Below are 25,604 nucleotides of genomic sequence, written 5' to 3' on the forward strand. Positions count from 1 at the left end.
GCACTCCAAGGCGTTGGCTAGGGCCCCATGGAGTACACGCAGCTCGGACGCACCGGACTCAAGGTCAGCCGACTCGTCCTCGGCACCATGAACTTCGGCCCCCAGACGGACGAAGCCGACAGCCACGCCATCATGGACGCCGCGCTCGACGCGGGCGTCAACTTTCTCGACACCGCCAACGTCTACGGATGGGGCGACAACAAGGGCCGCACCGAGGAGATCGTCGGCTCCTGGTTCGCCCAGGGCGGCGGCCGCCGCGACAAGACCGTGCTCGCCACCAAGGTCTACGGCAACATGGGCGGCGACGGCGAGCAGGTCTGGCCCAACCACGACCGCCTCTCCGCGCTGAACATCCGGCGGGCGGTGGACGCCAGCCTCAAGCGGCTGAACACCCACTACATCGACGTCTACCAGTTCCATCACGTGGACCGGCGCACCCCGTGGGACGAGATCTGGCAGGCCATCGACGTCCTGGTCCAGCAGGGCAAGATCCTGTACGCCGGGTCCTCCAACCACGCGGGCTGGCACATAGCACAGGCCAACGAGGCCGCCGCGCGCCGTGGCTCGCTCGGCCTGGTCAGCGAGCAGTGCCTGTACAACCTCGCGGAGCGCCGCGCCGAGATGGAGGTGATCCCGGCGGCGCAGTCCTACGGGCTGGGGGTCATCCCGTGGTCGCCGCTGCACGGCGGCCTGCTCGGCGGCGCCGTACGCAAGGAACGCGAGGGCGGCGGCGCCCGTACCAACGGGGGCCGCTCGGCCGGCGCGCTGGCGGACTCCGCGATCCGCGCGCAGATCGAGTCCTACGAGGCCCTGCTCGACAAGCACGGGCTGCAGCCCGGCGAGGTCGCACTGGCCTGGCTGCTCACCCGGCCCGGTGTGACCGGGCCCATCGTCGGGCCGCGGACGGCCGAGCAGCTCGACAGCGCGCTGCGCGCCGTGGAGCTGGAGCTGTCGGCCGAGCTGCTGGAGTCGCTGGACGAGATCTTCCCCGGCCCCGGGCCGTCGCCGGAGGCGTTCGCCTGGTGAGCTGAGAGCCTGAGTGCGGGACAGGTGTCGTCGGGGGCCGTCCGGCGTATCAGCGCAGGGCGGCCGCCACGATCACGACGACGAGCAGCACGGCGAACAGGCCGGACATGATCCGGTTACGGGTTTTGGGGTCCACCCTTCGAGCGTAACCCGGCCCGCTCACTTGCCCAGCGGCCAGGCCTCCACCGTCTCGTACCGGGGCTGCTCGCCCGCCACCCCGGAGACCGGCAGCCGGCTGCGGACGAGCGCCAGCTCCCGTACCGTCCACGCGCTGCCCTCGAAGTCCGCCAGGCCGTCGACGAACGGTGCGAGGTCGAGGGCTTCCGCGCGGTTGCGCGCGACGGTCAGGTGCGGGGTGTACGCGCGGTGGCCGGACATCTCCAGCCCGGCCCTGCGGGCGGCCGCCGTGGCCGAGTCCGCCAGCTTGCGCAGGGCGGGCAGGCCGCCGTCGGCGCCGGCCCACACCACCCGGTCCGCGAAGCGGCCGCCGCCCTTGAGGCCGAGCGGGAACGGCTCGTACCGCCGCGCGGCCCGGGACAGCCGTTCGCGCAGGTCGGGCAGGGTGGTGTCGGGCACCTCGCCGTAGAAGGCGAGGGTGAAGTGCCAGCCGGACCGCCCGGTCCAGCGCAGCCGGTCCGCGTCCGGGAGGGTACGCAACCGGCGTACCCGGGCGTCGAGTTCGTCGACGGCGGCCTCGGGCGGCAGTACGGCGGCGAAGAGTCTCATGCGGTCAGTGTCGCGCACGGGGTGGGCTGCGGGCCGGGGCCGGGGCGCGCTGGCGTCCCGGCCCCGTACAGCTGTCTCAGGCCGCCGCGGCCAGCCGGTCCGGTTCGCTGTCGCGCTCCCGCGGCACGAACCGTACGTGCTGGTGGCCGCGCCGCAGGTCGATCCGTACCCGCAGGCCGCCCGCACGGGTCAGCGCCAGGCCCACACCGGCCGCCGCCAGGGCGGAGACCAGGCCGCCCGCGAGGAAGCCGGCCCGGGCGCCGTACGCGTCGGTGACCCAGCCGACCAGCGGCGCCCCCAGCGGCGTGCCGCCCATGAAGACCATCATGAACAGGCTCATCACCCGGCCGCGCATCAGCGGATCGGTCGCCATCTGCACGCTGGAGTTGGCCGTGACGTTGATCGTCAGGCCGACCACGCCGATGACGATCAGCAGCGCCCCGAAGACCCAGGCGGTCGGGGAGAGGGCCGCGGCCATCTCCAGGACGCCGAACAGCAGCGCCGCGCCCACCAGCAGCCGCAGCCGCGAGGTGCTGCGCCGGGCCGCGAGCAGGGCGCCCGCCAGCGAACCGGCCGCCATCAGGCCGTTGAACCAGGCGTACATGCCGGCGCCGCCGTGGAAGACCTTGTCGGCGAAGGCGGTCAGCCAGATCGGGAAGTTGAAGCCGAAGGTGCCGATGAAGCCGATCAGGACGATCGGCCAGATCAGCTCGGGATGGCCCGCGACATAGCGCACGCCCTCCCGGAGCTGGCCCTTGCCGCGCGGGGCGCGGTCGACCTTGTGCAGCTCACCGGTGCGCATCAGCAGCAGTCCGGCGAGCGGCGCGAGGAAGGACAGGCCGTTCAGGAGGAAGGCCCAGCCGCTGCCGAGGGAGGTGATCAGCGCACCGGCCACGGCGGGGCCGATGAGCCGGGCGGACTGGAAGTTGGCGGAGTTCAGGCTGACGGCGTTGCGCAGGTCGTCCGGGCCGACCATCTCGACCACGAACGCCTGCCGCGCCGGGTTGTCGACGACGGTGATCAGGCCGAGCACGAAGGCCATCAGGTAGACGTGCCAGACCGCGACGTGCCCGCTGAGGGTCAGTACGGCCAGCACCAGGCCGGTCAAGCCCATCGACGCCTGGGTGACCAGCAGCAGCTTGCGCTTGGAGACCCGGTCGGCGATGACCCCGCCGTACAGCCCGAAGAGCAGCATGGGCAGGAACTGGAGCGCGGTGGTGATGCCGACGGCGGCGGACGAGCCGGTGATGCTGACGACCAGCCAGTCCTGGGCGATGCGCTGCATCCAGGTGCCGGTGTTGGAGACGACCTGGCCGGTGGCGAAAAGACGGTAGTTACGGACGCGCAGCGAACGGAACATGCCCCCGCGCGGTTCGGCGGCGGTGCCCTTGGTGCCTGTCGGGGGCGCGGTCGCGGCGTCGGAGACGGTGGTGTCGTCGGATATCGGTGCGGGGGCGGAGTCTGCTCCGGATCCCGTACTCAAAGTGGGTTCGCCTCCTCGGCGCTCGGTCTCTACAGCTGGGCGAGCTTCTCCAGCACGGGTGCGGCGGTCCGCAGTGCGGCCCACTCGTCCTCGTCCAGCCCGGAGGCCAGCTCGGCCAGCCACGCGTTGCGTTTGCGGCGGCTCTCCTCGAGCATCGCCTCGGCCTGTTCGGTCTGGGTGACGACCTTCTGACGGCGGTCGTCCGGGTGCGGTTCGAGCCGGACCAGGCCCTTGGCCTCCAGCATCGCGACGATGCGGGTCATCGACGGCGGCTGGACGTGCTCCTTGCGCGCCAGCTCGCCGGGGGTGGCGTGACCGCACCGGGCGAGGGTGCCGAGCACCGACATCTCGGTGGGGCTGAGCGACTCGTCGACCCGCTGGTGCTTGAGTCGGCGGGACAGCCGCATCACGGCGGACCGCAGCGCGTTCACGGCGTCGGCGTCGACGGCAGCGTCGTCGCCCAGGGACAGTTCCGGCATGTTCGTTAGCATAACTCATTACCCTCTCTAATGAAAGCCCGTACACCTGCGACCGTCCGCCTCACCCTTACGAGTGAGGACGCAGCGGAAAGTGACCCGCCTGACCAGGGCGTGAGAGGACCGTGGCGGTATGGGATCGGGAGTGCTCAGCCTGCGGGTGGACGGGGAACTGCTGGAGCGCCTTCGGCAGCACGCCGCGAAACGCGGAATGAGCGTCCAGGACTATGTGACCCGGACGCTCATCCGTGAAGACTTCGACGAACGATTCAAGATGTCGGTGGACCGGACGGAGCGGTTCTACGCGGCTCCGCCGCTGTAGGCCGCCCCGCCGCGGCGCGCCGCCCCGCCGCCGTACGCCGGGCCGCCACCACGGGCCGGCCCCGGCGCCCGGGCGCTACTTGGCGCCCAGCACCTGCTCGATCGGGTTGAGCAGGAAGTAGACGAGGAAGCACAGCCCCACGACGTTCAGCAGCCACGGGATCTCCTTGAAGCGGCCGGTCGCCGTCCGCAGCAGGATGAAGGCCAGCACGCCCATGCCGATGCCGTTGGTGATGCTGTACGTGAACGGCATCGAGATGATCGTCAGGAACGCCGGGACCGCGATCGTGAAGTCGCTCCAGTCGATGTCCCGCACGTTGGCCGACATGATCAGGAAGCCGACGACCAGCAGCGCGGGCGTCGCGGCCTGCGACGGGACGACCGTCGCCAGCGGCGTGAAGATCAGCGCCAGCAGGAAGAGACCGCCGGTCACCACGTTCGCCAGCCCCGTACGGGCCCCCTCGCCGACGCCCGCCGTGGACTCCACGAAGCAGGTGTTGGCGGACGCCGAGCCGACGCCGCCCGCGGCGACCGCGATGCCGTCCACCATCAGGATGCGGCCCATCCCGGGCAGGTTGCCGTCCTCGTCGGTCAGCCCGGCCTCCTCGCCGACGCCGATGATCGTGCCCATCGCGTCGAAGAAGCCGGACAGCAGCACGGTGAAGACGAAGAGGCAGCCGGTCAGCAGGCCGACCTCCTTGAAGCCGCCGAACAGGCTGATCTGCCCGACCAGGCCGAAGTCCGGCGCGCCGACGATGCTGTCCGGCACGTTCGGGACCGCCAGGCCCCAGCTCGCGTCGGGAATGTCTGCGACGGCGTTGATGACGACCGCGACGACCGCCATCACGACCATGCCGATCAGGATCGCGCCCTTGGTCTTCCGTACGGTCAGCAAGAACATCAGCGCCAGCCCGACCACGAAGACCAGCACCGGCCAGCCCTGGAGCTGGCCGCCCTGGCCCAGCGCCAGCGGCACGGTGGTGTGCGCGGCGTCCGGGTTACGGCTGACGAAGCCCGCGTCGACCAGGCCGACCAGCGAGATGAACAGACCGATGCCGATCGCGATGGCGCGCCGCAGCCCGTTCGGGATCGCGTCCATGACGCGCTGCCGCAGCCCGGAGGCGACCAGGATCATCAGCACCAGACCGGCGAGGACGACCATGCCCATCGCGTCCGGCCAGCTCATCTTGGGGGCGAGCTGGAGCGAGACGACGGCGTTGATGCCGAGGCCGGCGGCGACGGCGATCGGCACATTGCCGATGACGCCCATCAGGAGCGTGGACAGACCGGCCATCAGCGCGGTGGCGGTGACCAGCTGACCGTTGTCCAGCTGGTGCCCGAACTTGTCCTGGCCGGCGCCGAGGATGATCGGGTTCAGCACGACGATGTACGCCATGGCGAAGAAGGTGGCGAGACCGCCGCGCAGCTCACGGGAGACCGTGGACCCCCGCTGGGAGATCTTGAAGAACCGGTCGAGACCGTTCTTGGGCTGCCGCGGGCCTGGGCTCTGGACGGCGTCGACCGGCGTGGTGGCCGAGGGGGACATGCGCGGACCTCAGTCGTACGGGCCTGGGAGGGCGTGGGGGCCCCGGATCGGGCCCAGAACACAAACAAGCCGGATCAGATTGGAGGATTCGACGAATCAAACCAGTCAGAACCGGATAGGTTCAGTATGAATAAACAAGTCGATGATCGCTATCTCCGCGCGTAGACCCCTGCGGGGGAAAGGGCCGTCCGCCCTGCCGTGACCGACCATGGACCGGCCTTGTCGGTGGCTGCCCGTAAGCTGGCCCCATGTGGAAGAAGTCCGAACTCCGCGAGGCCCCGGAGCCTCTTGAGGGCCCCGTCGTCGGCACGATCACCGGCGGCACCATCATCTGGTTCGTGCTCTTCCTGGCCCAGCTCCCCTTCTACGGCTGGTTCGCCGACCACGACCGCACCTGGTGGGTCTGGACCTGCCTGGCCGGCGGCAGCCTCGGCATCCTCGGCATCTGGTACGTCCGCAAGCGCGACGCCGCCATCAAGCGCGCGGCGGCCGCCGCCGCGGACAGTTCCACCCCATAGGGGACGCATCCCGGCCCTTCGCGGTTGACGCGCGCCCCTCCAACAACTACCGCCACCTTCCTGTGCGTATCCAGCGGGTGAATCGCCCGTTCCGCCCGTAACGTCGAAGGCATGACGCAGCGGGCGAAGACCGAAGCCGGAGGCCGCGAGCGGGCCACCGAACCGGAGCATCGCGGCCTGAGTGCCGCCGAGGTCGCCGAACGGGTGGCCAGAGGCGAGGTCAACGACGTCCCCGTACGGTCCTCGCGTTCCACCGCCGACATCGTCCGCTCGAACGTCTTCACCCGCTTCAACGCCATCATCGGCGTGCTGTTCGTGATCATCCTGATCGTCGGCCCGATCCAGGACGGCCTGTTCGGCTTCGTCATCGTCGCCAACACCGGCATCGGCATCATCCAGGAGCTGCGCGCCAAGAAGACCCTGGACAGCCTCGCCGTCATAGGCGAGTCCAAGCCGACCGTACGGCGCGACGGCGCGGCCGCCGAGATCCCCACCTCCGAGGTCGTCCTCGGCGACGTCATCGAACTCGGCCCCGGCGACAAGGTCATCGTCGACGGCGAGGTCCTGGAGAGCGACGGCCTGGAGATCGACGAGTCGCTGCTGACCGGCGAGGCCGACCCGGTGGTCAAGCAGCCCGGCGAGAAGGTGATGTCCGGCAGCTTCGTGGTCGCCGGCGGCGGCGCGTTCACCGCCACGAAGGTCGGGCGCGAGGCGTACGCCGCCCAGCTCGCCGAAGAGGCGTCCCGCTTCACCCTCGTCCACTCCGAGCTGCGCACCGGCATCAGCCAGATCCTCAAGTACGTGACGTGGATGATGGTGCCGACCGCCGTCGGCCTGATCCTCAGCCACCTCTTCACGCTCAACATGGCGGGCGACGAGGCCGTACGCCGTATGGTCGCCGGCATCGTCCCGATGATCCCCGAGGGCCTGGTCCTGCTCACCTCCGTCGCCTTCGCCATCGGCGTCGTCCGGCTCGGCCGCAAGAAGTGCCTGGTCCAGGAGCTGCCCGCGATCGAGGGCCTGGCCCGCGTCGACGTGGTCTGCCTGGACAAGACCGGCACGCTGACCGAGGGCGGCATGGACGTCAGCGACCTGCGCCCGCTCGGCGGTACGGACGAGGGCCGCATCGAGCCGGTCCTCGGCGCCCTCGGCGCGTCCGACCCCCGCCCCAACGCCTCCCTCCAGGCGATCATCGACGCGTACCCGGCGGAGGACGGCTGGCGCAGCACCGACGCGCTGCCGTTCTCCTCCGCCCGCAAGTACAGCGGCGCGGCCCTGCAGAGCCCGGAGGGCGAACGATCGACCTGGCTGCTCGGCGCCCCCGACGTCCTCCTGCCCTCCGGCGACGACGCGCTCTCCGAGATCGACGACCTCAACGCCCAGGGCTTGCGCGTGCTGCTGCTGGCCCGCGCCGACCGCGACCTCCACGACAGCGACATCACCGACCACGTACGCCCCACCGCCCTCGTCGTCCTCGAACAGCGGCTGCGCCCCGACGCGATGGACACCCTGCGGTACTTCGAGGAACAGGGCGTCCAGGCGAAGGTCATCTCCGGCGACAACGCCGTCTCGGTCGGCGCGGTGGCCGCAAAGCTGGGCATGCCGGGCGCCGACTCGCCCGTCGACGCCCGCAAACTCCCCACCGATCCGGACGAGATGGGCAAGGTCCTGGAGGATGGCGCGGTGTTCGGCCGCGTCACGCCGCAGCAGAAGCGCGACATGGTCGGAGCGCTCCAGAAGCGCGGCCGCATCGTCGCCATGACCGGCGACGGCGTCAACGACGTCCTCGCCCTGAAGGACGCGGACATCGGCGTCTCCATGGGCGCGGGCAGCGAGGCCACCAAGGCCGTCGCCCAGATCGTGCTGCTCAACAACAGCTTCGCGACGCTGCCGTCCGTCGTCGCCGAAGGCCGCCGGGTGATCGGCAACATCACCCGCGTAGCCACCCTCTTCCTCACCAAGACCGTCTACTCGGTCCTGCTCGCGATCCTCGTCGCCTGCTGCCAGATCCCGTACCCCTACCTGCCGCGGCACCTCACCCTGCTGTCCACCCTCACCATCGGCGTCCCCGCCTTCTTCCTCGCCCTCGCCCCCAACAAGGAGCGCGCGAAACCGCACTTCGTACGGCGGGTGATGCGTTACGCGATCCCCTCCGGCCTGATCATCGGCCTCGCCGCCTTCACCACCTACCTCCTGGCCCGCAGCCACTACAGCGGCCCGGACGCCCTCCCCGCCGAGACCAGCGCCGCCACCCTGACCCTCTTCCTCAGCGCCATGTGGGTCCTGGCGATCATCGCCCGCCCGTACACCTGGTGGCGCGTCGGCCTCGTCCTGGCGATGGGCCTCGGCTTCCTGATCGTGCTCGTCGTCCCCTGGCTCCAGAACTTCTTCGACCTCAAGCTCGTCGGCACGACGATGCCGTGGGCCGCCGTGGGCATTGCCGCCGCGGCGGCGATCCTGCTCGAAGTCGCCTGGCGGATCATCGGCCGCCGCTTCCCGGCGTAGTCGGCGCGGTCGGCTTCGCCGACGGCTTTTCCGGCCACGCGGAACGGGGCGGGCCAGCCGCGAAACCGCAGCCCGCCCGCCCCACCCTGGAACGGCCTCAGTCGAACCAGCGAGCCTCCGCCAGCTCCTCCGCACGCTCCAGGTCCTCCAGGAGCGCCGCCGCCTCGAACCGGCGGGGCCACTGGCCGGCGGCCCAGGCGAGACCCGCGGCGACGCCTTCCAGGGTCGCCGCGTGCAGCGTGCCGTCCGGCGTCCAGCGCCAGTCGAGTTCGGTGCCGTCCTCGACGGTCAGCTCCTCGTGCTCGACGTACGCCTGCGGGGTGTCCGGCCCGAGCAGCGTGCGCACGGCCTCCGGCACCTCGTGCCGGAGGCCCTCCGACGCCACCGGCGCCGCGAAGACCTCACTCAGCCGCCGCACCTGGAACAGCTCCGCCAGCTCGGCGGCGCGCGCGGGACGGACCGGCAGCAGCGGCAGCCCGGCAGCCAGCGGCATCAGATCCGGCGCGTCCGCGACGACCGCCTCCGCCGCGTCCACGACCCGTACCTCGCCGTCCACGACGACCCGCAGCTCGTCCGGGATCGTCACCTGCTCGGGGTCCAGATCCGCCAGCACCCCGTACAGCGCGTGCAGCTGCGCGGAGTCCACCTCCCGCTCCGGGTCCGCGAGGCGGCCCAGCAGCTCGGCGGCGCCGCCCGGCTCCTCCAGGAGCGCCGCCACGGAGGTCCGCACCCCGAGGGCGCGCAGCACCTGTGCGTCCACCTCGCCCGCGTCCGCCGACTCGTACAGCCCCGCCAGCAGCGGATCGCCGCCCGCGGCCCGCAGACCGGCCGGCCGGCGGCCGTCCAGCACCGGGTGCCCGCGCAGCCACCACGCCGTGTACGGGCGGACCGACTCGGTCGTACCGTCCGGCAGCAGCACCCGCACGGGCGCGGTCAGCGCGTCCCGCAGCGGCGGCCGCGACAGCATCGCCAGCGCCTGCGGCCACGCGTCGTCGTCCACCAGATCCAGGTCCCGTACGGCCACGAGCTCCGTCGCGACCGGCGGCACCGGCGTCTCCGGCAGCCCGTCCAGGACGTCCTCGCACCACACGTCCACCGCGTCCAGCACACCGGCGTCGTCCGGCTCGGTGAAGTCGCCGTCGCGCGGCTCCAGCTCGTCCGGGTCCAGCACCACGTCCTGCGCCCGTACGAGGGCGAAGCCCGCCAGCACGCCCACGGCGGTCAGCGGCTGCTCACCCCAGCGCTCCGCGAACCCGGCGTCGACCGCGGCGAGTTCACCCTCCCGGATGACCCGCTCGAAGTCACTCCCCGGAAACACCAGTTCACCCGCCGGTGCCGGCTCCCCGTCCTCGTCCGGCAACGCGAGCGCAGCCAGCCACGGTTCGTCACCGGGCGCCAGATGCGCATCGCGCACCAGCCCCAGCACGGCCTCCGCCAGCTCCTCACCCCCCAGCCCGGCCGGCTCTCCGTCGAAACCGAAGGCGTAATCGTCCTCCGCCGCGTCCAGGGACCCCGCGACGGCCGCCCGCACCTGCGGAGTCGTCAGCACGGCGCGCGGCGCCGCCGGGGTGGCGCCCAGCTTCTCCAGCAGCGGATGCACGGCCTCCGGATGCGCGACCTTCAGCCCCAGCCGGGCCAGCGTCGCATGGCGCTCCCCGGCGTCCCCGCCGTCACCGTCCGGCAACGGCAGCAGCACCTGCCGCGGCCCGACGGTGGTCCGCGCCGCCCGCCCGTCCTCACCGGCAGGCCCGGCCAGCGGCACCGGCAGCCCGCTCAGCCGCTCCGGGTCCGTACCGGCCAGCGAGTCGTACAGCCGCCACCACCACGCCGGCGTCCGGTCCACCCCCGCCAGCCGGTCCACGACCTCCCCCAGCGGCACCCGGGCCACCCCCAGCGCACGCAGCTCCGACCGCCGCTCCAGCCCGGCGGGCAGCAGACTCGGAAACAGCTCCGCCAGCACCCGGACGGTGTCCGCCCCGGCCCCCTCCACCAACTCGGCATCCACCGGCCGCAGGACGTACGCGTCCTCCTCGCCCCGCGCACCACCCCAGCCGCCGCCCTCACCCGGAGCCAGCTCGTCAGGCCCCGCCGGCTTCGGCACCGCCTCCAGCGACAGCGCGGCGCCCGTGACCGGCGCCGCCGCACTCGGCAGGAACCGCACCCGCGGCAACAGCTCCAGCACCTGCCGCCGCAGCTCGTTGTCCAGCTCCCCCTTGCCCAACGGCCCCGGCACGAGATCGATCGTCCCCGCCGACACCGGCTGCCAGCCGGCCAGCAACGACGCGTACGCCTCCGCGGCGCGCCGCACGAGATGGTCGGTGAGCGCCCCCGGCGCCACATGCCGCCGCGTCGGCTCCAGCGGGAACGAAGCGATCAGCAGCCCAGGCAGGCCCTGCGGCTCCTCGGTCGGCGTCGGCGCGTGCAGGACCGGCGCGGTCGCCGGACGCACCGGCGCGCCTTCCTCGTCCACCTGCACCGCCCACGTCACCGCCCAGTGCGGACGCAGCCGCTCCTCCACCGGACGGTCCGCCAGCAGCTCCGGCTCCAGCGCACCGCTCTCACTCACGACCCGCCAGCGCGAGACGCCCCGCTCACTGTCCTCGATGACGACGTACGCGCCCTCCTGGCGCCGCCTCATCTCCCGCACGCCGTCCGGAGTCTCCACCACGACCTCGGCCAGTCCCGGCAGCGTCAGCAGCAACGCCGCGTCGATCCCGGCCAGCAGGCGCACCGTCAGCTCGTGCGCGGCACCGTCCCGCAGCGGCAGCACGACGGACGTGTCGTACCCCTGCGGCGCGGAGCCCTCCGCGGGCAGCGGCAGACGCAACAGCGGTACGTGGCCGTCACGGCGCCGCAGCTCCCCACCGAGCCCGGGACTGTGCGCCGCCACCTGACTCGCCAGCTCCCGCGCCTCCGCCAGCGACCAGCGGACACCGCCGGTACGGCCGACCAGCGCCGGCTCGTCACTGACCGCCAGCACCGCCGAGAACCCGACCCCGAACCGCCCGACGGACACCGCCGCCTCGGTCTCCCGCTTCGCGGACGCACGCAGCGTGGCCAGCGATTCGACGCCGGTGGCGTCGATGGGGGCGCCGGTGTTGGAGGCGACCAGCACAGCCAGCTCCCCGCCCCGCCCCGGATGCAAGGTCAGGCGCAGCCGCCCCGGCACCCCGGCGCGGCCCGCGGCGTCCGAGGCATTCTGCGCCAGCTCCACGGCCAGCCGGTCACGGTAGCCGCCGAGCGCGAGGTCCTCCTCGGCATTCGCATCCTCCCGGAACCGGGCCGGCGAGGCCGCCCAGGCATCGAGCACCCCCCGCCGCAGCCGAGCCGTCCCGAACGGATCTGCCTCTGCCGCTTCGCTCACGTTCTCTCCCGTTCCTCACGATGCCGAACTCCACTTTCTACCCGGTGGGGGGTGGGGGTGGGGGCTTGGGGGTGGGATGCGATGCGCCCTGGTGGGCGCGGTTTTCCGCGGTGGGTCCGGTAGGTGGGCGGCTTTCCGAGCGATCGGGCTGGGCTTTTCACAAGCCGAAGCGTTCCCGGGGCGGTGTGCGCGTCGTGCGCGGTGGGGCCGGTGGGTGGGGGGCTCGGGGCCACTCCGGGGTCACTCCTCGGCATCCTTTAGCTGCAGTGAATCGGATACGTGGGCCAGCGTGCGGACTGCCTGCGGGGAGACCCCTGCGCGACCCCGAGCCCTGACCGGATGGCGGCCTCCCGAGTCATCGGGCTGGGCTTTTCACGACCCCAAACGCTCCCGGGGCGGTGCGCGCGTTGTGCGCAGAGGGTCCGGTGGGTGGGGGCTCGGGGCCACTCCGGGGTCACTCCTCGGCATCCTTTAGCTGCAGTGAATCGGATACGTGGGCCAGCGTGCGGACTGCCTGCGGGGAGACCCCTGCGCGACCCCGAGCCCTGGCCGGGATGGCGGCTTTCCGAGCGATCGGCCTGGGGACTCCCACAAGCCGGGCGCGTCCCGGCACCCCGGTGCGCCTCAGCGCCCGAGTGCCGGGGCGCGCGAGTGTCCGAGTGACGTCCGGCGCGCCAGCGTCCGAGGGCCCGCGTGCCCGAGTGGCCGCGCGTCGTCCGGCGCGTCAGCGTCCGAGGGCCCGAGCATCCGGGTGCCCGAGTGGCCGCGCGTCGTCCGGCGCGTCAGCGTCCGAGGGCCCGAGCGTCCAGGTGCCCGAGTGGCCGGGTGTGGTCCGGCGCGTCAGCGCACGGGTGGCGCGGCGGAGCCGCGTCGGGGTGGGCTGGCCCGGGGCGCGCGTCCCATCGCCGGGGAGTGGCCTGCCGTACCGCCACCACCCCGTGAGCCTCACCACCAGGAGAGGCGCACCCGGGCGTCATCGAAAACTCCCCCCACCGACCTCGGCTCGCCGAACCGGCCGGAGGGGGCGTGTAGGGGGCCATCCCCGCAGGCAGTCCGCACGCTGCCCCACTATCCGATGCACTGAAGCTAAAGGATGCCGAGGAGTTGGCCCCCTGCGCGCCCCTGCCCCCCACCACGAAAGCAATGCGAACCGAACGTCGGCACAAACCCCCGCGCGCAGCGCGAAAAGCCCACCAGCACGGATACCAGGTCAGCTATGACCAAACTCTTCGGCCGGTCCCGAGTCCTCCACAGACCCACCCGTCCGGTCAGGACGCAACGTGAACGGATCCACAACGGTCTCGTCAATAACGGGAGGCGCCGGCCGCGGAGGCCTCGGCATGACGGCAGCCTCCGAATGCCCCCCGCACCCGTACCCGAGCGACACGACATGCCCGTCCGCAGGACCGAACTCGTTGCCGCAGATCCCGAACGCCTGACGGAGCGACCCGGCCAGCGGCACCAGGAAGCCGCAGGAGACGCAGTTGGCGGGAGCGGCCTGGGCCATGGCGGTCTTGGGGCCGTACTCCTCCTCCCAGCGGTCCGCCGCAGCGTGCAGCCCGTACCGGGAGAGGACCCGGGCGCGCCCCATACCCAGCTCGTCGGCGACCGCCGCAACGCTGCCACGGGTGGTCGTCGCGGGCTGGGCCGCCGGCGACCCGGGCTCGACGTCGGCATCCTCCGCGTCCGCCAGCTCAGTGACGCCGGGCGAGACCTGCGCGTCACCCGCCCCCGCGTCCTCCGCTCCCCCCAGGGGAGCAGCGCCGGGCTCCAGCCGGAGATCCTCGGCCTCGGTGGGGAGAAGATCGCCGGGCCCCATGTCACCGGGCCGCAGCCGCTCGCTCCAGGGCACCCATTCGGGGGCCAGCAGCGCGTCGGGCCCGGGCAGCAGGACGCTCTCGTCGAGGGTGACGTGCTTGGCACGGGACGCGCGGGCAACGGTGACGGCCCAGCGCCAGCCCCGGTAGCCGGGCTCCTTGCATTCGAACAGGTGCGTGACGACGCGGTCTCCGTCGGCGACGGCGTCGACGTGCTCGCCGACCGTGCCGGGCGCCGCGGCCTCCTCGGCCGCTACGCGGGCAAGGTCGACCGCCTCGGCGCACAGGCGGTCAGGGGTACGGCTTCGCATCGCAGCACTCACAAGAATCGATTCTCTCTTCCACGCCGTCTCACGAGTGCGCCAGCCGGAGCTGTCCTGTCCTTGTCCGGACGACCGGCGTGCCGGGGCGGGCGGAGCGGACCTGAGGACCGCGTCGACGTCCGCGCCCGGTCATCTCGGTCGAGCGCACCTCTTACGACCCATTCTGCGGGATCGCGGCAAGGCGCGCGGCCAAGAACGACCGCCGGTGGCGCGCTACACACGCTACCCCTTCAACGGTGCACGACCCCTCGCCGGGAGCGGCAAATGTCAGCGGCAGCGTCCGGTGGCCCGGCGCTCCGGCGCGACGGGGCCCGGAAAGAGCCATGTCCCGGGCGAGTTGGGGCAGTATTGCTGCGTGGCTGCCGGACGGGCGTCGAAAAAGCCGAGGCTGCCGCGGATGTCGCGGGCGTCGCGGATCCCCAGGCCGGGGACGGCGAAGGCGGCCCGGGCCCCGCGGATCGCCAAGGCTTCGCGGATCTCCACCGGCCCGCGTGGCTCCAGGAGTGCGCGGGTCTCGACGGCGTCCACGCGGCCGGACCGGGGAAGCGGCGGGGCGGGCCGGGTGTGCCGTGCCGCCGGGCGGGCGCTGCGCCGTCCGTTCACGGCGACCGGGCGTGGCATACGGCGTGCCACCCACGCGCACGGCGCGGGCGAGTCGGGCCTCGGCAAGCTGATCGAATTGCACGCGGTGAATTCGGCCGGTGACATGTTGATCACGGTGGCGCTGGCCTCGACGGTGTTCTTCTCGGTGCCGACGGACCAGGCGCGCGGCCGGGTGGCACTGTACCTGGCGGTGACGATGGCGCCGTTCGCGCTGCTCGCGCCGGTGATCGGGCCGCTGCTGGACCGGGTGCCGCACGGCCGCCGGGCGGCGATGGCCGGGGCGATGCTGGCCCGCGCGCTGCTGGCGCTGACCATGTCGGGCGCGGTGGCGGGCGGCGGCCTGGAGCTGTATCCGGCGGCACTGGGCGTATTGGTGTCTTCGAAGGCGTACGGGGTGGTGCGGAGCGCCGTCGTCCCGCGCCTGCTACCGCCCCGTATCTCCTTGGTGAAGGCCAATTCGCGGGTGACGCTCGCGGGACTGCTGGCGACGGGGGCGGCGGCCCCGCTGGGCGGCGCGCTGCATCTGATCGGGCCGAGCTGGCCGCTGTACGGGGCGTTCACGGTGTTCGTGGCGGGCACGTTCCTGTCGTTCTCGCTGCCGCACAAGGTCGACTCGGCGAAGGGCGAGGGCCGGGCCCGGCTGGCGTCCGGCGAGGACGGTACGGGGCCCGGGAAGACGGCGGGCGAGCGGCCGGGAAAGGCGCTGGCGGGCGGGCGGCGGCCGGGGCTGCGTACGGTCGGGCCGTCCGTGCTGCACGGCCTCCAGGCGAACTGCTCGCTGCGGGCGCTCTCCGGCCTGCTGACGTTCTTCCTGGCGTTCCTGCTGCGCGAGCACCCGCTGGGCGGGCTGGGACCGCAGGTGTCGCTGGGCCTGGCGGCGGTGGCTGCGGGCACCGGCAACGCGCTGGGGACGGCGGTCGGCGCGTGGCTGCGGGCCAGAGCACCGGAGCTGATCATCGCCGTGGTGCTGGGGCTGGCGCTGGCCGTGACGGTGACGGCGGCGGTCTTCTACGCGGTGCTGGCGATCGTGGTGGTGACGGCCGCGGCAGCGACCGCGGGCCTGTGCCAGGCGCTGGGGAAGCTGTCGCTGGACGCGGTGATCCAGCGGGACGTGCCGGAGCTGGTGCGTACCTCGGCGTTCGCCCGTTCCGAGACGGTGCTGCAGCTGTCCTCGGTGCTGGGCGGTGCCGTCGGCATCGCGCTCCCGCTGATCGGGACGGTGGGCCTGGCGGTGGGAGCGGCGCTCGTCGCGACCGGCGCGGTGCTGGCCGTACGGGGCCTGCTGGGCGCGGCGCGGCACGGCGCGCCCCACCCTCGTGTGGCGTGAAAGGAACCGACCGATAGCCTGCCCGCATGACCGCGTTCTCTTCTTGGGGTACTGGCCGCCGCGCCGCTGCCGCCCTCGGTGCCGTGTCCCTGGGGCTCGTCACCCTCTCCGCCTGTGAGAAGCCGACTCCGCTCGCCACGGTGACCGCCGGCAAGGACACCGTGACCGCCGAGGCCGCCTGCTACGACGACGGCAAGGTGCTCGGCGATCTGGCCGCCAGTGACAAGAAGGCGCAGGCCGAGTTCACCAAGTGCCTGACCACCGAGCCGAAGAAGACGCTCACCGTGCACCCGGGCGAGAAGCTGCGCCTCGGTGTCGAGCCGGACGTGGCGGAGGACGGCTGGATCGCGCTGTCCAACAACAGCCCGATCACCAACGTCAGCAAGCAGACGTACCAGGTCGTCGCCAGCGCGGACCAGCTCTTCGTCAACCAGCAGAGCCGCAGCCTGGCCGATTCGACCGTGGTGTCCGTCGTGGCCACCAAGGGCGGCAAGTACACGGGCGTGTGGAACGTCAAGCTCAAGCGCGCGGAATCCTGAGTCCGCTGAGGTACGCGTGAGGCTGGTGGTGGTGAGGTGACCGTGACGCGGGTCCTGGTCGTCACCGCCGTCGCGGCCGAGCGCGACGCGGTGGTCGCGGGCGTGGCCGCCGACGGTGGCGTGGCCGCCGACGGCGCCACAGCCGCCGGCGGCGGCGCGGAGATCGTCGCGCTGCCCGCGGGCGGCTACGCACTGCACCGGGTACGGACGGCCGCGCCCCCCGCGCACGAGCGGGCCGGCGCGGTCCTCGACGTGCTCGCGGCCGGGGTCGGCCCGGCCGCCGCTGCCGCCGGTACGGCCACCGCGCTGACCGCCGGAATCTGTGCCGGAGCCGGTTACGACCTCGTCATCTCCGCCGGGATCGGCGGCGGTTTCGCGCCCGGCCCGGACGCGGACGGCCCCGGCGCCGCGGTCGGTTCCGCGGTCGTCGCGGACGCGATCGTCGCCGCCGACCTGGGCGCCGAGACCCCGGACGGCTTCCTTCCGGTGACCGAACTCGGCTTCGGCACCGTCGTCCACACCCCGCCGCCGGCCCTCGTCCGGGCCCTCGCCGCGGCCACCGGCGCCGCGTGCGGCACGGTGCTCACCGCATCGACCGTGACCGGCAGCGCGGAGCACGCCGCGCGCCTCGCCGCGCGCCACCCGCGCGCCCTGGTCGAGGCGATGGAGGGCTTCGGTGTCGCCGAGGCCGCCGCCGCGCAGGGCCTGCCGGTGCTCGAAATCCGTACGGTCTCCAACCCCGTCGGCCCGCGTGACCGTGCCGCGTGGCGCATCGGGAAGGCGCTCGGCGCGCTCTCCGCCGCCTGCGCCGCGCTCCCCCGCGTCCTGACGGCGGCCGGGGCCCCGACCTCCTGGAGGACGCCATGAGCGACGCGCTCAAGATCGCCTATTCGCCGTGCCCGAACGACACCTTCGTCTTCCACGCGTGGGCGCACGGCAAGGTCCCGGGCGCCCCCGCGCTGGACGTCACCTTCGCCGACATCGACATCACGAACGGCATGGCCGAGCGCGGTGAGTTCGACATCCTGAAGGTGTCGTACGCGGTGCTGCCGTGGGTGCTGGAGGAGTACGCGCTGCTGCCGTGCGGCGGCGCGCTGGGACGCGGCTGCGGCCCGCTGGTGCTCACCAAGGAGCCGGGCGAGGCCAAGGACCTGGCGGGCCGGACGGTGGCGGTGCCCAGCGAGCGCTCGACGGCGTACCTGCTGTTCCGGCTGTGGGCGGCCGAAGAGGTGCCGGGCGGCGTCGGCGAGGTGAAGGTGCTGCCGTTCGACGAGATCATGCCGGCGGTACGGGACGGCCGGGTGGACGCCGGACTGGTCATCCACGAGGCCCGCTTCACGTACCGGAACTACGGCCTCAGCTGCCTCGCCGACATGGGCGAGCACTGGGAGCGCACGACCGGGCTGCCGATCCCGCTGGGCGCGATCATCGCCAAGCGCTCGCTGGGCGCCGAGCGGCTGCGCGAGCTGGCCGCGGCGGCCCGCGAATCGGTACGGATGGCCTGGGACGACACCGAGGCGTCCCGCGCGTACGTGCTGGAGCACGCGCAGGAGATGGATCCGGCCGTCGCCGACCAGCACATCGGCCTGTACGTGAACGAGTTCACCGCCGACCTCGGCGAGAACGGCTACGCGGCCGTGCGCGGGCTGCTCACGCGCGCCGCGGCCGAGGGGCTCGTACCGCCCCTCGGCCGCGATGCGCTCAGCTTCGGCTGAACCCGGGCCGCGCCCAGGTCAGCCGGCCGTCAGACGTCCAGCTGGTCGGCGACCGCCCGGAGCATGCCGGCGATCTTCGAGCCGTGCGCCTTGTCGGGGTAGCGGCCGCGCTCCAGCTGCTGGGTGACGCTCTCCAGGAGCGTGGTGAGGTCCTGCACGATCGACGCCAGCTCGTCCGGCTTGCGGCGCTGGGCCGCCGCCACCGACGGCGCGGGGTCGAGGATCGTCACCGAAAGCGCCTGGTCACCGCGCTGGCCGGCCACTACGCCGAACTCGACGCGCTGGCCCGGCTTGAGTGCGTCCACGCCGTCGGGCAGCACCGACGAGTGCACGAAGACGTCACCGCCGTCGTCGCGGGAGAGAAAGCCGAAGCCCTTCTCGCTGTTGAACCACTTGACCTTGCCGGTAGGCACGTCTGTCCTCGTCCTCGTACTCGTCGGAAAACCACTGGGGTCTGGTTACGGTGTTTTCTGCGTCTTCTGCGGGAAAAACAGCTCTGGATAGCAGTGCAGCGGGCCACCGGACCCGCCACCCCCCAAGGCTAATGGTCCGGTGCCCGGTGACAAGACGTCGCCGGGTGGTTCCTCCGCGCTTCTGGCCCGGACTTACCCTGGTCGTGTGTCTGACGAAACTCCCCAGGCCGGGGATCTGCTGGTCCGGATCGGCGCGATTGTTTTCCTGATTGGCGCGGTGGCCACTCTCGCCACCGTGACCCCGTTGTTCGTGGGGGCCGATCCGCTGCCGTCCGTCTTCTACTGGGTCTGCATGCTGATGGGGGCCGGGTTCCTCATCGCCGGGGCCGGAGTGCTGCGTTCCGTCGCGGCGCAGCGCCGGCAGGCGAAGTCGTCCACGGCATAGGACCGGCGTAGGCACCGGCGCCGTACGACGTCACGCGCCGCGCCGCGCCCGCTCCGCCACGTACCCCTCCAGCCAGGCCGGGAAGCCGGTCAGGTCGTCGAGGAGGACGTTGGCGCCGGCCGCGCGCAGCTCGTCCGCGTCGCACGGTCCGGTGGCCACGGCGACGGACAGCGCGTCGGCGGTCTGCGCACCGCGTACGTCGCCGGTGTGGTCGCCGACGTAGACGGACGCGCCGTGCGCACGCAGCGCCTCGGCCTTGGCCTCGGCCCACAGCGAGCCGATGACGGCGTCCGCGCCGATGTCCAGGTGCGCCAGGTGCAGCTTGGCGTTGGGCTCGTACTTCGCGGTGACCACGATCGCCCGACCGCCGTGGCGCTGGACGGCGGCCACCGCCTCGCGGGCGCCCGGCATGGCGAGCGACCCGGTGATCGCGTGCGTCGGGTACAGCGCGCGGTACAGGTCGCTGATCTCCGCCACCTGCTCCTCGGGGAACCACCGGCGGATCTCCTGCTCCAGCGGCGGCCCGAGCCGGGTGATCGCCGCGTCCGCGTCGACGTACGTCCCCGTCTCGGCGGACAGCGCCTGATAGGCCGCCTTGATGCCGGGGCGGGAGTCGATCAGCGTCATGTCCAGGTCGAAGCCGACCGTGAGCTGCTGCGCGGCCGTGGCGACCGTGGGGTCGGGTACCGGGGTGTGCGAAGCCATGGTGGCCATTGTGGCCGATGACCGCGGTGGGCCGGGCCTACACTGTCCCCGCCTGGCTCCGCCCCGCCCGCGCGCACCCCGCGACGCCTCCGCGAAGGGAACCGATGCCGGTCGTCCGGTCCCGCAGTCCCAGAGCCCTCCTGGTGCGACGCCGCGCAGGCTGGGCAGCGGCGGTGCTCGCCCTGCTGCTGGCGGTGTTTCTCTCCCTCGCGGTCGGCAGCCGCCAGCTGGCCCTGTCCGAGGTGGTCGACGGGCTGCTGTACGGCGGGGACGGCGACGCCGCGCAGGTGGTGCGCTTCCTGCGGCTGCCCCGCACGCTGATCGGCCTGATGGTGGGCGCCGCGCTCGCCCTGGCGGGCACGGCCATGCAGGGCATCACCCGTAATCCCATCGCCGACCCGGGTGTCCTCGGCATCAGCCAGGGCGCCTCGGTGGCCGTGGTCCTCGCGCTGTCCTTCCTGGGGGTGCACACCCTCGGCGGGTACGTCTGGTTCGCCTTCGTGGGCGCCGGGGCCGCCGCGGTCGCCGTGTACGCGATCGCGGCCGCCGGGCGGGGCGGCGCGACGCCGGTGAAGCTGGCGCTGTCCGGCGCGGCGGTCAACGCGCTGCTCGTCGCGGTGACGACGGCGGTGCTGACGACGAAGGCCGCGGCGCTGGACGAGTTCCGGTTCTGGCAGGTCGGCTCGCTGACCGGCCGGGACACCGAGGTCGCCGCGCAGATCTGGCCGTTCCTGCTGGCGGGCGCGGTGCTCGTGCTCTCCGCCGCGCGCGGCCTGGACGCCCTGGCGCTCGGCGACGACGTGGCCGAGGGGCTCGGGCAGAACGTCGCCGTGGTACGCGTCGTGGCCGGGCTCGGCGCGACCGTACTGACCGGTGCGGGCGTGGCGGCGGCCGGACCGATCGCCTTCGTCGGGCTGGCCGTACCGCACCTCGCCCGCGCCCTGGTGGGCGGCGGGCACCGCCGGCTGCTGCCGATGGCGGCGCTGCTCGGCCCGGTCGTCGTGCTGGTCTCGGACACCGTCGGACGCGTGCTGTTCCCGCCGTCCGAGGTGCCGGCGGGCGTCATGACGGCGCTGATCGGCGTCCCGTTCCTGATCGCCCTCGTACGGCGGAAGGCGGTGCCCGCATGACGGCACCGGCCGGCGGCCCCGGCGCGGCGGTACGGAACGGACCTGCCCGGCCCGCCGGGTACGGCCTCGTGCGGGCCGGGCGCGGCTCCTTCCTCGTGCACCGGCGGGCGGCGGCCGTCGCCGGGGTGCTCGCCGTGCTGCTCGCCGCCGTCTGCCTGACGTACCTGTGCGTCGGCGAGTCCTTCGTGACCCCCGGCGAGGCCCTGAAGGCCGCCTTCGGGCAGCCGTCCTCCGCCGGGCTGGTCGTCGGGACGCTGCGGCTGCCCCGGATGGTGGTCGGGCTGCTGACCGGCGCGGCCTTCGGGGTGGCGGGCGCGCTGATCCAGACCGTGGCCCGCAATCCGCTCGCCAGCCCCGACGTCATCGGCATCACCCAGGGCGCGAGCGCGCTGACGGTGGGCGCCATGACGTACGGCATCACCTCGTACGCCGTCCTGCCCTACCTGTCGGTCGCCGGCGGGGTCCTCGCCGCCGCCCTCGGTTACGTCTTCGCCTGGCGCGGCGGCCTGCACGCCACCCGCTTCGTCCTGATCGGCATCGGTTTCGCCGTCGCGCTGCGCTCGGTCACCCAGCTGTTCCTCACCAAGGGCGACTACACCGTGGCCCAGCAGGCGCAGGTATGGCTGACCGGTTCGCTCAACGGGCGCGGCTGGGCCGAGGCCGCGCCGCTCGGCTGGGCGCTGCTGGTGCTGCTGCCCGCCGTCCTGTGGGCGGCCCGCGCCCAGCGCACCGTCACGATGGACGACGACACCGCGACCGCCCTCGGCGTACGGCTGAACCGCACCCGCCTCGGTCTGGCCGCGCTCGGCGTGGTGCTGGCGGCGATGGCGACCGGCGCGGCCGGGCCGGTCGACTTCGTGGCCCTGCTCGCCCCGCAGACCGCCCGCCGTCTGACCGGTACGGCACAGATCCCGTTGCTGTGCTCGGCGCTGCTCGGCGCGCTCGTCGTCGTCCTCGGCGACGTGCTGGCCCGCAAGCTGCTCGCGCCGACCGAACTGCCGGTGGGGGTGCTGACCGCGGCCGTCGGCGCTCCGTACCTGATCCGTCTGATCGTCCGTGGCCGGGCCGTGGGAGGACGCGCGTGAGCGAGGGCAACGGGAGCGCCAGGGGTGGGAGGGGCGGAGGGAGCGCCGGGGAAGCGGCTGCCGCCGCCAGCCGGCTCACGGCGCGGGACCTGACGCTCGCCTACGAGGACCGCACCGTCGTCGACGGTCTCGACCTCGACATCCCGCACGGCGCGGTCACCGTCGTCGTCGGCCCCAACGCCTGCGGCAAGTCCACGCTGCTGCGGGCGCTCGGCCGGCTGCTCAAGCCTCGCCGCGGTGCGGTCCTGCTGGACGGTACGGACCTGGCCCGCCTCCCCACCAGAATGATCGCCCGGTCGGTGGGGCTGCTGCCGCAGTCCCCGGTGGCGCCCGAGGCGATCACCGTCGCCGACCTGGTCTCGCGGGGCCGCCAGCCGCACCAGCACTGGTGGCAGCAGTGGTCCGAGGCGGACGAACGGGCCGTCGCCGAGGCCATGGACCGTACGGACGTGACGCAGCTCGCCGACCGGGCGGTGGACGAACTGTCCGGCGGGCAGCGGCAACGGGTGTGGATCGCGATGGCGCTCGCGCAGGAGACCGACCTGCTGCTCCTGGACGAGCCGACGACCTACCTCGACATCGCGCACCAGGTCGAGGTGCTGGACCTGATCCGGCAGCTCAACCACGACCGGGGACGCACCGTCGTCGCCGTCCTGCACGACCTCAACCAGGCCGCGCGCTACGCCGACCACCTGGTGGCGATGAAGCAAGGGCGCGTCGTGGCACAGGGGCGCCCGACGGCGGTCGTCACGGCGCACCTGGTGCGCGACGTGTTCGGGCTGGAGTCGGTGGTGGTACCGGATCCGGTGACGGGCTCGCCCCTGGTGGTGCCGGGGCGGCCTTGGCAGGCTCCGGGTACGGCCGCCGCCGCGCCCGGGTCCGAGTGACCGCGCCGCTTCCCAGCCGAAAGGGCTTGTCATGCCGCTCTCCGCAGTTTCCCGGCCGGTCCCGCGGGCCGGACGACGCCGTGCCGCGCTCGCTGTGACCTCCGCCCTGGCCGCTTCCGTGGCGCTGGCCGCCTGCGGTTCGGGCGGATCGTCCGGAACATCCGGTACGGGTGGTTCCAGCGGCTCCGGGGGCTCCGGCTCTTCGGCCAGGGCGGCCGACTGTCCGGCCCAGCCCGCCACCACCTGGGCGCGGCCCGCGTCCGGTGCGGGACGGCACACGGTGCGTACGGCGCAGGGCGAGGTGGAGGTGCCCGACGCGCCGCGGCGGGTGGTGGTGCTGGACACCGCGGAGCTGGACTCCGCGATCACGCTCGGGGTCGAGCCGGTCGGCGCCACCCGCTCCGACGTGGCCGGCGGCTTCCTGAACTACCTGCCGAAGGACAAGCTCGCGGGCATCGAGGACGTCGGCAAGATCGGCGCGCCCAACCTGGAGGCGGTCGCCGCCCTCAAGCCCGACCTGATCCTCACCAGCAAGGTCCGCGACGGCGGGCGGTACGCGCAGTTGAAGGCCATCGCGCCCACGGTCATGACGGAGACCACCGGCTACCCGTGGAAGCAGAACTTCGCCACCCACGCCGACGCGCTGGGCAAGATCCCCGAGGCGAAACGGGTGGTCGCCGCGTACGAGGCCCATGCCCGGCGGGTCACCGCGGCGCTCGGCGGGTCCGCCGCGGCGCAGCGCACCACGACCAACGTCGTCCGTTTCGTCGAGGGCGCCGACACCCGCATCTACGGCTGCCGCAGCTACATCGGCACGGTCCTGAACGACGTCGGCACCGGCCCGACCAGCGTGGTGCAGGACGCACCGGACGGCATGATGGTCGAGGTCAGCGCCGAGCAGATCAACCGGGCCGACGCGGACGCGGTCTTCTACTCGGCGTACGGCAGCCCGGAGAAGTCCAAGGAGACGCAGGTCACCGGCGGCGCGCTGTGGAAGAACATGACGGCGGCCAAGGACGGCCGGACCTTCCGCGTCGACGACGAACTGTGGATCCAGGGCATCGGCTACACGGCGGCCGACAAGATCCTGTCCCAGCTCCAGGAGAAGCTGGCGAAGAAGTAGGCGGCGGGGTGGAGGGGGTTGGGCCGGGCGGGCAGGTGGTCCGGGTTCTGTACGCCCCGCTTCCCCCTCCAGCCCCTCAGCGCGGCTGCCGCCGCATCCGCCACACCAGGAACAGGGCCGAGGCGACGGCCGCGATCCGGACCACCACCGGCAGCACCCCGGTCAGCTCCTGCCCCAGCTGCCCGTCGGCGATCGGCTCGCCCCACCGCCCGTCCACACGGCCCCACAGCCACACCACCAGCCCGCCGACGATCACCCCGGGCACCCCGAGCGCCGCGAACTTCGCCTCGCCGCGCGGCAGGCGCCGGGAGGTGTACGCGAGCACCCAGCCGCCCGCGAGCGCCAGCCAGGATCCCAGTACCGCCCCAGCGACCAGCAGCAGTACGGCCAGCAGCAGGACCGGGCTGAGCGGCGGCCGCCCGGCCCGGACGTACTCCACCGGCTCGGGCTCCTCGGCGTACGGCTCCGGCGCGGCCGACCGCCGGCGCCACGCGAGGACGCGCGGCAGTACCCGGGGCAGCACGCCGGTGCGCGGCACCTCGGCCGCCTCCTCGCCGTGCTCGCCGCCCGCGTCGGCGTCCTCCTCCTCGGCCTCCTCGGCGTCGTCCGTCTCCCCGTCCTCGCCCCGCTCGCCCTTCTCCAGGGACAGCGAGCCGTCCTTCCGCTCGCCCGGCGGGCGTTCGCGGATCTCGGGGATCTCGATGCCGCCGACGAAGCCGGGCACCGTCTCACTGGGTTCGTACGTCCCGTACGGGCTGAACGGGCCGTCCTCCACGCGCCACCAGTCGGGCTCGTCGGCGCCCTCCCCGAAGGCGACGGTGCTGTCGCCCAGCTCGTCGAAGCCCGCGAGGTGCGGCGGGGAGGCGGTCGGCGGCGGCTCCGGTTCCCGGGCGCGGGGGGAGCGGCGTTTGCCGTCGCGAGGCGCGGGGACCTTTCCGGCCAGGCCGCGCAGCCCTTCGCCGAGGCCGGCCAGGCCCGGCAGGCCGCCGCCCTTGGGCGGGCCGTCGTCCTGGGGCCCTGGGGTGGCCGCACCGCCCGTCTCACCGGGTACGCCCGGACCGCCACCCGTATTGCCGCTCGTACCGCCGCCCGTACCGAAGCGGCGCGCGGCCCCGCCCAGCTTGTCGCGCAGGCCCGGCCGCGCCGGTGGTTCCGCGGCGGCCCGCGGCGCGGGCGGAGCGGGCGCGCCGCCGCCACCCGCCGCCGTCACCACCGCCTCGGGCGTACCGAGCCGGGCCAGCACGCGTCGCACCCCGGGCACGGTGTCCGGCTTCGCCGCGTCCACCTGCGCCCGCAGCTCGGCCACCAGGCGCATCCGCGCCCCGGAGGACAGCCCGCGCTGCTGGGCCAGATCACCGACCCGGCTCAGATAGTCAAAGACCAGCTGGTCGCTCTCGATCCCCACGAAATCCCCTGTGGCACAGCCCGGTTCCTCCCGAGACCGTACCCCCGATCGCACCTCCTGCGGGGGCGGCGGCGCCGACCGGTCCGCGCGGTCTGCGGACCCGGCGGCCGCCGGGTCGCACG

At 73.3% G+C, this 25,604-nt stretch carries 23 protein-coding genes; 13 read left to right on the forward strand and 10 right to left on the reverse strand.

What is annotated here, in order from left to right; translation table 11 throughout:
- The first annotated feature begins 27 nt into the window (after nt 1-27).
- Complete coding sequence (locus OEIGOIKO_RS16730) at nt 28-1,026, forward strand: aldo/keto reductase (protein WP_125054739.1); 999 nt, start codon at nt 28-30, stop codon at nt 1,024-1,026.
- Nucleotides 1,027-1,185: 159 nt separating this feature from the next.
- On the opposite strand, the gene thpR is transcribed toward OEIGOIKO_RS16730, so the two are convergent.
- The 3 genes from thpR to OEIGOIKO_RS16745 all read right to left on the reverse strand — a co-directional run bounded on the left by thpR (nt 1,186) and on the right by OEIGOIKO_RS16745 (nt 3,714).
- On the reverse strand, nt 1,186-1,752 hold the full coding sequence (gene thpR / locus OEIGOIKO_RS16735) for an RNA 2',3'-cyclic phosphodiesterase (RefSeq protein WP_125054740.1): 567 nt from the start codon (nt 1,750-1,752) through the stop codon (nt 1,186-1,188).
- A gap of 76 nt (nt 1,753-1,828) precedes the next feature.
- Entirely contained in the window at nt 1,829-3,235 is a 1,407-nt protein-coding gene (locus tag OEIGOIKO_RS16740) for an MFS transporter (protein WP_125054741.1), read from the reverse strand.
- A gap of 29 nt (nt 3,236-3,264) precedes the next feature.
- Complete coding sequence (locus OEIGOIKO_RS16745) at nt 3,265-3,714, reverse strand: MarR family winged helix-turn-helix transcriptional regulator (protein WP_125045432.1); 450 nt, start codon at nt 3,712-3,714, stop codon at nt 3,265-3,267.
- 130 nt (nt 3,715-3,844) lie between these two features.
- On the opposite strand from OEIGOIKO_RS16745, the gene OEIGOIKO_RS16750 reads away from it, so the two are divergent.
- Entirely contained in the window at nt 3,845-4,033 is a 189-nt protein-coding gene (locus OEIGOIKO_RS16750) for a ribbon-helix-helix protein, CopG family (protein ID WP_125054742.1), read from the forward strand.
- Nucleotides 4,034-4,108: 75 nt separating this feature from the next.
- Here OEIGOIKO_RS16750 and OEIGOIKO_RS16755 read toward each other — a convergent pair whose 3' ends face one another.
- The gene (locus tag OEIGOIKO_RS16755) at nt 4,109-5,578 is read right to left on the reverse strand and encodes an NCS2 family permease (protein ID WP_125054743.1); all 1,470 of its coding nucleotides are present in this window, start codon (nt 5,576-5,578) and stop codon (nt 4,109-4,111) included.
- A gap of 248 nt (nt 5,579-5,826) precedes the next feature.
- Between OEIGOIKO_RS16755 and OEIGOIKO_RS16760 the strand changes: the two genes are divergently transcribed.
- Together OEIGOIKO_RS16760 and OEIGOIKO_RS16765 are read left to right on the forward strand one after the other, a co-directional pair.
- Entirely contained in the window at nt 5,827-6,096 is a 270-nt protein-coding gene (locus OEIGOIKO_RS16760; RefSeq protein ID WP_125054744.1) for a DUF2530 domain-containing protein, read from the forward strand.
- Between the two features lie 111 nt (nt 6,097-6,207).
- A complete protein-coding gene (locus tag OEIGOIKO_RS16765; RefSeq protein WP_125054745.1) occupies nt 6,208-8,601 on the forward strand; it encodes an HAD-IC family P-type ATPase in 2,394 nt (797 codons plus the stop codon).
- 97 nt (nt 8,602-8,698) lie between these two features.
- Here OEIGOIKO_RS16765 and OEIGOIKO_RS16770 read toward each other — a convergent pair whose 3' ends face one another.
- The 3 genes from OEIGOIKO_RS16770 to OEIGOIKO_RS16780 all read right to left on the reverse strand — a co-directional run bounded on the left by OEIGOIKO_RS16770 (nt 8,699) and on the right by OEIGOIKO_RS16780 (nt 14,726).
- Nucleotides 8,699-11,965, reverse strand: a complete 3,267-nt coding sequence (locus OEIGOIKO_RS16770) for a sacsin N-terminal ATP-binding-like domain-containing protein (RefSeq protein ID WP_125054746.1) — start codon at nt 11,963-11,965, stop codon at nt 8,699-8,701.
- Between the two features lie 1,210 nt (nt 11,966-13,175).
- Nucleotides 13,176-14,093: a DUF3027 domain-containing protein gene (locus OEIGOIKO_RS16775; RefSeq protein WP_125054747.1), complete on the reverse strand. Its 918-nt coding sequence runs from the start codon at nt 14,091-14,093 to the stop codon at nt 13,176-13,178.
- A gap of 279 nt (nt 14,094-14,372) precedes the next feature.
- On the reverse strand, nt 14,373-14,726 hold the full coding sequence (locus OEIGOIKO_RS16780) for a hypothetical protein (RefSeq protein WP_170251427.1): 354 nt from the start codon (nt 14,724-14,726) through the stop codon (nt 14,373-14,375).
- Here OEIGOIKO_RS16780 and OEIGOIKO_RS16785 point away from each other — a divergent pair.
- From OEIGOIKO_RS16785 to OEIGOIKO_RS16800, 4 genes are read left to right on the forward strand one after another with little or no spacing between them, the layout of a single operon-like run.
- A complete protein-coding gene (locus tag OEIGOIKO_RS16785) occupies nt 14,725-16,035 on the forward strand; it encodes an MFS transporter (RefSeq protein ID WP_371859023.1) in 1,311 nt (436 codons plus the stop codon). The genes OEIGOIKO_RS16780 and OEIGOIKO_RS16785 overlap by 2 nt on opposite strands.
- A 26-nt stretch (nt 16,036-16,061) precedes the next feature.
- Complete coding sequence (locus tag OEIGOIKO_RS16790; RefSeq protein ID WP_125054750.1) at nt 16,062-16,574, forward strand: hypothetical protein; 513 nt, start codon at nt 16,062-16,064, stop codon at nt 16,572-16,574.
- A gap of 36 nt (nt 16,575-16,610) precedes the next feature.
- Complete coding sequence (locus OEIGOIKO_RS16795) at nt 16,611-17,441, forward strand: futalosine hydrolase (protein ID WP_125054751.1); 831 nt, start codon at nt 16,611-16,613, stop codon at nt 17,439-17,441.
- Nucleotides 17,438-18,289 carry a 1,4-dihydroxy-6-naphthoate synthase gene (locus OEIGOIKO_RS16800; RefSeq protein ID WP_125054752.1) on the forward strand — a complete coding sequence of 284 codons (852 nt, stop codon included), beginning with the start codon at nt 17,438-17,440 and terminating at the stop codon, nt 18,287-18,289. Before OEIGOIKO_RS16795 ends, OEIGOIKO_RS16800 begins: the two co-directional genes overlap by 4 nt.
- 29 nt (nt 18,290-18,318) lie before the next feature.
- Here the strand turns inward: OEIGOIKO_RS16800 and OEIGOIKO_RS43520 are convergent, their stop codons facing one another.
- On the reverse strand, nt 18,319-18,702 hold the full coding sequence (locus OEIGOIKO_RS43520; RefSeq protein WP_031001692.1) for a cold-shock protein: 384 nt from the start codon (nt 18,700-18,702) through the stop codon (nt 18,319-18,321).
- 205 nt (nt 18,703-18,907) lie between these two features.
- On the opposite strand from OEIGOIKO_RS43520, the gene OEIGOIKO_RS16810 reads away from it, so the two are divergent.
- Nucleotides 18,908-19,147, forward strand: a complete 240-nt coding sequence (locus OEIGOIKO_RS16810; protein ID WP_030022254.1) for a hypothetical protein — start codon at nt 18,908-18,910, stop codon at nt 19,145-19,147.
- Nucleotides 19,148-19,177: 30 nt separating this feature from the next.
- Here the strand turns inward: OEIGOIKO_RS16810 and OEIGOIKO_RS16815 are convergent, their stop codons facing one another.
- A complete protein-coding gene (locus OEIGOIKO_RS16815) occupies nt 19,178-19,861 on the reverse strand; it encodes an HAD family hydrolase (protein WP_371858931.1) in 684 nt (227 codons plus the stop codon).
- 95 nt (nt 19,862-19,956) lie between these two features.
- On the opposite strand from OEIGOIKO_RS16815, the gene OEIGOIKO_RS16820 reads away from it, so the two are divergent.
- The 4 genes from OEIGOIKO_RS16820 to OEIGOIKO_RS16835 all read left to right on the forward strand — a co-directional run bounded on the left by OEIGOIKO_RS16820 (nt 19,957) and on the right by OEIGOIKO_RS16835 (nt 24,077).
- On the forward strand, nt 19,957-20,982 hold the full coding sequence (locus tag OEIGOIKO_RS16820; protein ID WP_125054754.1) for a FecCD family ABC transporter permease: 1,026 nt from the start codon (nt 19,957-19,959) through the stop codon (nt 20,980-20,982).
- Nucleotides 20,979-22,067: a FecCD family ABC transporter permease gene (locus tag OEIGOIKO_RS16825; RefSeq protein ID WP_125054755.1), complete on the forward strand. Its 1,089-nt coding sequence runs from the start codon at nt 20,979-20,981 to the stop codon at nt 22,065-22,067. The genes OEIGOIKO_RS16820 and OEIGOIKO_RS16825 overlap by 4 nt, the downstream gene beginning before the upstream one ends.
- Before the next feature lie 89 nt (nt 22,068-22,156).
- Nucleotides 22,157-22,954: an ABC transporter ATP-binding protein gene (locus OEIGOIKO_RS16830; protein ID WP_125058738.1), complete on the forward strand. Its 798-nt coding sequence runs from the start codon at nt 22,157-22,159 to the stop codon at nt 22,952-22,954.
- Nucleotides 22,955-22,985: 31 nt separating this feature from the next.
- On the forward strand, nt 22,986-24,077 hold the full coding sequence (locus tag OEIGOIKO_RS16835) for an ABC transporter substrate-binding protein (protein ID WP_125054756.1): 1,092 nt from the start codon (nt 22,986-22,988) through the stop codon (nt 24,075-24,077).
- 76 nt (nt 24,078-24,153) lie between these two features.
- Here the strand turns inward: OEIGOIKO_RS16835 and OEIGOIKO_RS16840 are convergent, their stop codons facing one another.
- Entirely contained in the window at nt 24,154-25,482 is a 1,329-nt protein-coding gene (locus OEIGOIKO_RS16840; RefSeq protein WP_125054757.1) for a hypothetical protein, read from the reverse strand.
- Between the last annotated feature and the right edge of the window lie 122 nt (nt 25,483-25,604).

Source organism: Streptomyces paromomycinus (assembly GCF_003865155.1).
GTDB classification, from domain to species: domain Bacteria; phylum Actinomycetota; class Actinomycetes; order Streptomycetales; family Streptomycetaceae; genus Streptomyces; species Streptomyces chrestomyceticus.

Bases quoted from the DNA above. Each gene is read 5' to 3' on its own strand.
- OEIGOIKO_RS16775 (WP_125054747.1), bottom strand. From the start codon at position 14,093: ATGCGAAGCCGTACCCCTGACCGCCTGTGCGCCGAGGCGGTCGACCTT.
- OEIGOIKO_RS16815 (WP_371858931.1), bottom strand. From the start codon at position 19,861: ATGGCCACCATGGCTTCGCACACCCCGGTACCCGACCCCACGGTCGCC.
- OEIGOIKO_RS16750 (WP_125054742.1), top strand. From the start codon at position 3,845: ATGGGATCGGGAGTGCTCAGCCTGCGGGTGGACGGGGAACTGCTGGAG.
- OEIGOIKO_RS16760 (WP_125054744.1), top strand. From the start codon at position 5,827: ATGTGGAAGAAGTCCGAACTCCGCGAGGCCCCGGAGCCTCTTGAGGGC.
- OEIGOIKO_RS16780 (WP_170251427.1), bottom strand. From the start codon at position 14,726: ATGCCACGCCCGGTCGCCGTGAACGGACGGCGCAGCGCCCGCCCGGCG.
- OEIGOIKO_RS16755 (WP_125054743.1), bottom strand. From the start codon at position 5,578: ATGTCCCCCTCGGCCACCACGCCGGTCGACGCCGTCCAGAGCCCAGGC.
- OEIGOIKO_RS16790 (WP_125054750.1), top strand. From the start codon at position 16,062: ATGACCGCGTTCTCTTCTTGGGGTACTGGCCGCCGCGCCGCTGCCGCC.
- OEIGOIKO_RS16835 (WP_125054756.1), top strand. From the start codon at position 22,986: ATGCCGCTCTCCGCAGTTTCCCGGCCGGTCCCGCGGGCCGGACGACGC.
- OEIGOIKO_RS16745 (WP_125045432.1), bottom strand. From the start codon at position 3,714: ATGCCGGAACTGTCCCTGGGCGACGACGCTGCCGTCGACGCCGACGCC.
- OEIGOIKO_RS16765 (WP_125054745.1), top strand. From the start codon at position 6,208: ATGACGCAGCGGGCGAAGACCGAAGCCGGAGGCCGCGAGCGGGCCACC.
- OEIGOIKO_RS16800 (WP_125054752.1), top strand. From the start codon at position 17,438: ATGAGCGACGCGCTCAAGATCGCCTATTCGCCGTGCCCGAACGACACC.
- thpR (WP_125054740.1), bottom strand. From the start codon at position 1,752: ATGAGACTCTTCGCCGCCGTACTGCCGCCCGAGGCCGCCGTCGACGAA.
- OEIGOIKO_RS16825 (WP_125054755.1), top strand. From the start codon at position 20,979: ATGACGGCACCGGCCGGCGGCCCCGGCGCGGCGGTACGGAACGGACCT.
- OEIGOIKO_RS16730 (WP_125054739.1), top strand. From the start codon at position 28: ATGGAGTACACGCAGCTCGGACGCACCGGACTCAAGGTCAGCCGACTC.
- OEIGOIKO_RS16820 (WP_125054754.1), top strand. From the start codon at position 19,957: ATGCCGGTCGTCCGGTCCCGCAGTCCCAGAGCCCTCCTGGTGCGACGC.